The 4230-nt window shown below is 67.5% G+C and carries 2 protein-coding genes and 1 pseudogene; 2 read left to right on the top strand and 1 reads right to left on the bottom strand.

Annotated elements, in window-relative coordinates; genetic code table 11:
• Together SE91_RS37550 and fliP are read left to right on the top strand one after the other, a co-directional pair.
• Nucleotides 1–142, top strand: a pseudogene (locus tag SE91_RS37550) (flagellar biosynthetic protein FliO); the annotation flags it as partial.
• Nucleotides 139–900 (top strand): flagellar type III secretion system pore protein FliP, encoded by a 762-nt coding sequence (fliP, locus tag SE91_RS09355; RefSeq protein ID WP_060736547.1) that lies wholly within the window; start codon nt 139–141, stop codon nt 898–900. The pseudogene SE91_RS37550 and the gene fliP, both read left to right, overlap by 4 nt.
• 210 nt (nt 901–1110) lie before the next feature.
• Here the strand turns inward: fliP and SE91_RS09350 are convergent.
• Nucleotides 1111–4230 (bottom strand): tetratricopeptide repeat protein (locus tag SE91_RS09350; RefSeq protein WP_061847380.1); only part of this gene is annotated, 3120 nt, incomplete at its 5' end.

Raw genomic sequence — 4230 nt, 5'->3', positions numbered from 1 at the left:
GGCTGCTCCTCCGCGCGCGGCCCGCAGCGAGCCGCCGGCGCCACCGGCTCCGCCTGCAAAGCCGGCTGCTGAAAAGACCAGCTTTGAAAATCTCGAAGACGAGATGGCCTCCCTGCTCGGCCGTCCGAAGCCGTCTTCGTGAGATCCCCGGCCCTCCCGCGTAGAGTTCTTTTCCTTTCTGTCCTGTTCGGTGCGGCTTCGCTCGCGAGCCTTGCGCATGCGCAGGACATCAGCATCAATCTCGGCGGCGGTGCGGGTGGCGGCGGCGTCACCGAGCGCGCCATCCAGCTCATTGCGCTGCTCACGGTGCTGTCGATCGCGCCGTCGATCCTGATCATGATGACGTCGTTCACGCGCATCGTGGTGGTGCTGTCGCTGCTGCGCACCGCACTGGGAACCGCGACCGCCCCGCCGAACTCGGTGATCATTGCGCTGGCGATGTTCCTCACCTTCTTCGTGATGGGCCCGGTCCTGCAGAAATCCTACGACGAGGGCATCCGCCCGCTCGTCGCCAACCAGGTCGGCGTCGAGGACGCGCTCCAGCGCGCCTCGGTGCCCCTGCGCGGCTTCATGCAGAAGAACGTGCGCGAGAAGGATCTCAAGCTGTTCCTGGATCTTTCCGGCGAGCCGCCGCCGGCCACGCCCGACGACCTCGCACTTCGCATTCTCGTGCCCGCCTTCATGATCTCCGAGCTGAAGCGCGCCTTCGAGATCGGCTTCCTGCTATTCCTCCCCTTCCTCATCATCGACCTCGTCGTCGCCTCCGTGCTGATGTCGATGGGCATGATGATGCTGCCTCCGGCAACGATCTCGCTGCCGTTCAAGCTGATCTTCTTCGTGCTGGTCGACGGCTGGTCGCTGGTGGCGGGAAGCCTGGTGCAGAGCTACGGCGGAGGATGAGCGCAGCTTCGTTCGCTGCCCCATCTCCTCCCGCCTCAATGATCACCTCCGCTCCCTCCCCGTCATTGCGAGGAGCCCTTCGAAGCAATCCAGACTGCGTCCGCGGAAAGACCCTGGATTGCTTCCGCCTTCGCCAAGGCTTCGGCGGACAAGTCGCTCCGCTCGCAATGGCGGAGCCCTCGCCTGCCGCGCCTTGCGCGGCACCAGGCCTCAACGCGTCATCTTGATCTGTCGCACGACCGGGATCGTCGGCAGCGAGCCGGTGTGGTCCGACTCGTCCTTTGCCTGCGGCGCGCCGGGGGCGCGCGCGGTGGCGTCGGGGAAGCGCTGCTTCATCTCGCGCAGGAAGCCGTCGAGCGTATCGACGCTGGCAGCCAGCTTGGCGATCTCGGCGAACTCGGCACTCGAGGCTGCGGCCGGCTTGCTCGCGATGTCGAAGGCGAGACGGTCCGCGCTCTCGCTCATCAGCGGCGCGTATTTCTCGCGGAAGCGTGACAGGCCGATCGAGTCGTCGGCGAGCGCGTAGCCGACCGCCGCGCGAATAATGTCGCTCTTCTCGACTGCATTGAGCGGCTTGAAGTCGCGGAATCGGTCGCCGTAGTAAAGCTCGATCTGCTCGGCGGATTCGCGCCAGCGCCGCGCCGCCCAGAAGATGTCGGAGCGCAGGCGGAGCACTTCGCGCCCTGAGACGTTGGAGACGATGTCGAGCGCGAGGTCGTGACGGCCGACGTCGCTCTGCGCCCGCGCCTCCAGCAGCAGGCGCTGCTGCCTGAGCTCGCCGGAGAGGTCGCTGATGCGGCTGGCGCGCAGCGCGGTGATGGCCATGTCGGGCTTGCGGTTGGCGAGATAGATCATGGCGAGCCGCGCGGCGACCTGGGCGCGGGCGGCGCCTTCGAGGCGGTGGTCGACCTGGTATTGCAAGAGCTCGGCGGACTGGTCGAGCAGATCGATCGAGGCGAGACGATCGGCGAGACGGCGGATCAGTTCATCGCCGCGGCGGCCGATGGGCGTCAGCTCGCGGAATCCATAGAACATCCCGAGTGCCTCGACCGGCGGCAGCTCGTCACCCTTGGGCCCCAGGAATATCTGCGTGAACAGATCGGAGGCGAGATCCTGCGCCTGGCGCGAGGCTTCCGCATTCGGCTGGAGCCGGGTCGCGGTGCGCGCGGCCGTGAGTGCGTCGCGGTAGCGTCCGTTCTCGGCATACAGCCGCGACAGCATCTGCAGCGTCTTGACCTCGATCGCGTCACCGCGCCAGGTCATCGACAACGTCTCGAGCTCGCGCAGCGCTTCGTCCTTACCGATCTCGTCGCGCTTCTGACGCAGTGCGACCTCGAGCTGCTTGGCCTCGGCCGCCGCCGCCCGGTCGCTCGAGGCGACCGCGAGCTTGTAGTCGTCGAGCGCATCCTTGTCGTGGCCGAGCGCCTCGGCGAGCCGGCCGCGCAGCACCGCGAAGCCGGGCGCAGCCTCGGGCGGGACGCCAACCACCTCGAGCTCGCTGCGGCGCTTGGAGGCGCCGGCATAGTCCTTCACCTCGAGGGACGCTCGCATCGCATCCATCGTCACGATGCGCTGGATGTCGAGCGGCAGCGAGGCGATGGCGAACTCGACGTTCTTGAACTTCTCGCGCGCATCGGCCCATTTGCCCTGACGCGCATAGGCGAGCGCCTTCCAGAGCTGGGCATCGTGGCTGTTGCCGATCACGGGATTGGCTAGATCCTTCAGTCCCTGCGCCGGCCGGCCAACCAGGATGCTCGCGATGGCATGCATGATCAGCGCGCCGCTCTCCTCCTTGTTGAGGGGATCGCTCAGCATCAATTCGGTGACGGCCTTGGCCTCATGGTACATGGCGCGCGACATGTAGAACTGCGCCAGGTCGAGCCGCGGCAGCGAACGCAGCGCGGGCTCGACGGCCGAGATCGCCGTCATCAGCTCGTTCTGCCGCGTCCAGAAGGTCTCCGATTGGCCCTTGCGCCAGCCTTCGGGACTGAAGACCGGGCGCACCGCGGTCGGGGCGCGCTCGGCCGAGATGTCGACCGGCGACAGCGTCAGCCCGCCCTTCTTGCCGAGGATGACCTTGTCGGCGCCGACCTCGACGCCGATCTCGTCGGAGTTCGGCCGCACCGCGATGCCGTGCGCGGATTCCAGCAGCGAGAGATCGACGAGGTCCTGCCGCTTGATGAAGCCACGCACCGGCCGCTGCCCGGTGACGACATAGAGCGTGTCGCCGGCATCGGGATCGGTGAGCTTGTGCAGGACGCCCGGATTGGCGAAGGGGATCGCGATGTTGGCGAGCGCAGGATCGGTGATGTTGCGCGACATCATCAGCGGCAGCGGTGTCGCCTGGATCTTGTCGGCGAGCGTCAGCAGCCAGTTGGTCTCCTTGCCGACCTCCTCGCTCGACAGCGAATAGACCAGCGGACGGGTGAGCCGGATGCGGACCGCCTGCCCCTTGTCGAGCGGCACGCGGCCGACCTCGCCGATCATCGCGCCGCCCCTGCTGCGGATCGCCTCGACGTCGACCGGCTTCGGCGTGTCGAACACCAGCCAGACCGTGTCGCCGCGGCGGAACGCCGCCGCAGGCGTCGAGACCTGAAATGGGAACGTCACGCGCAGGCCGTCGCTGTCGCGGCGCGCATCAACGCTGGCAATCGCAGGCTGCGGCGCGGCGGGGACTTCGGCGGCTGCTTTGGCCGTTTCCTTGACCGTGTCCTTGGCGGCCTCCTTCATGGCCTCCTTGGGCACCTCGGCCATTGCCGGCTTAATTGGCGTGACCTCCGCAACAGGCGGCGCGGGCTTTGACGCTTCCTTCGGTGCTTCTGCGGCTTGCGCGGCCTCCGCTGCAGCAGCGGGAGCCGGAGCCGGCTTCGGTGCTTCCGCCGGCGGCATCGCGGCCGGCGCTTCCACCTTCACGCCCGGCTTGACGTCGATCTTGGCCTCGCGCGCGATCGCCTCGGATGACGGCGGCACGATCTCACGCTGCGGGGCTGCCGGCTTTTCAGCCGCGGGCGCAGGCACAGCCGCGCGACCCCCGGGCTTGAGCTGCGCGATCGCCGCCTCGGGCGTTGCGACCGTCTTGCCCCTGTCCGGCTGGAAGGCGATGTCGACGACGTAGTTCTTCTCGTCGCGGAACGAGTGCACGTCGGAATCGCCGATCAGCGCGATCTCGACGCTGGTCTGGTCGATGTCGGTCTTCTGCTTGATCGAGGCGACGTTCGGCGGCGCTGCGACGACCGCGTCGGCCAGATCGAAATTGAGGTTGGCGTTGAAGGCGAGCGTGAGCTTCTGCTCGTTGAGCACGGAGGAGACGCCGACTCCATCGGGCATCTC

The organism is Bradyrhizobium sp. DOA1, assembly GCF_001593325.1.
Lineage (GTDB): Bacteria > Pseudomonadota > Alphaproteobacteria > Rhizobiales > Xanthobacteraceae > Bradyrhizobium.
The sequence above is the reverse complement of the archived record's forward strand: the minus strand, read 5'-3'. Positions and strand labels throughout refer to the sequence as shown.